This window comes from Pseudomonas sp. SIMBA_067 (assembly GCF_046534675.1).
GTDB lineage: Bacteria > Pseudomonadota > Gammaproteobacteria > Pseudomonadales > Pseudomonadaceae > Aquipseudomonas > Aquipseudomonas putida.
On record NZ_JAWRYH010000287.1, the window covers coordinates 1 to 279 of the forward strand.

The following is a 279-nucleotide window of genomic DNA, read 5'->3' on the forward strand; positions in this document are numbered from 1 at the left end:
TGCCGCTGCGAAGCTCCAGGAGGATGAACGGGCTGATGTAGGCCTGGGCCACACGCAGGTCGATGTCATGTGTGCTGACATCCAGCTTGGCCCAGATCGGCGCCAGGTTGACCTGGCCAGCGGCCTGCAGCTTGCCTTGCTTGCCCACACCGGTATCGAGCTTGAGCGTGAAAGGCGTCTGGTTGAGGCTGTCGAAGCCTTGCAGGTCGACATTCAGCGGGCCGACGTCCAGGGCCACGGGTTCCTTCTGGCTGCGGTCTGCCAGGTGCACGCTGTAGT

1 protein-coding gene is annotated in these 279 nt (G+C 63.4%); it reads right to left on the bottom strand.

Annotation, left to right across the window (positions count from 1 at the left end; all coding sequences use genetic code 11):
• Positions 1-279: DUF748 domain-containing protein (locus SB765_RS29120; protein ID WP_410932417.1), on the bottom strand; the 279-nt coding region annotated here is incomplete at both ends.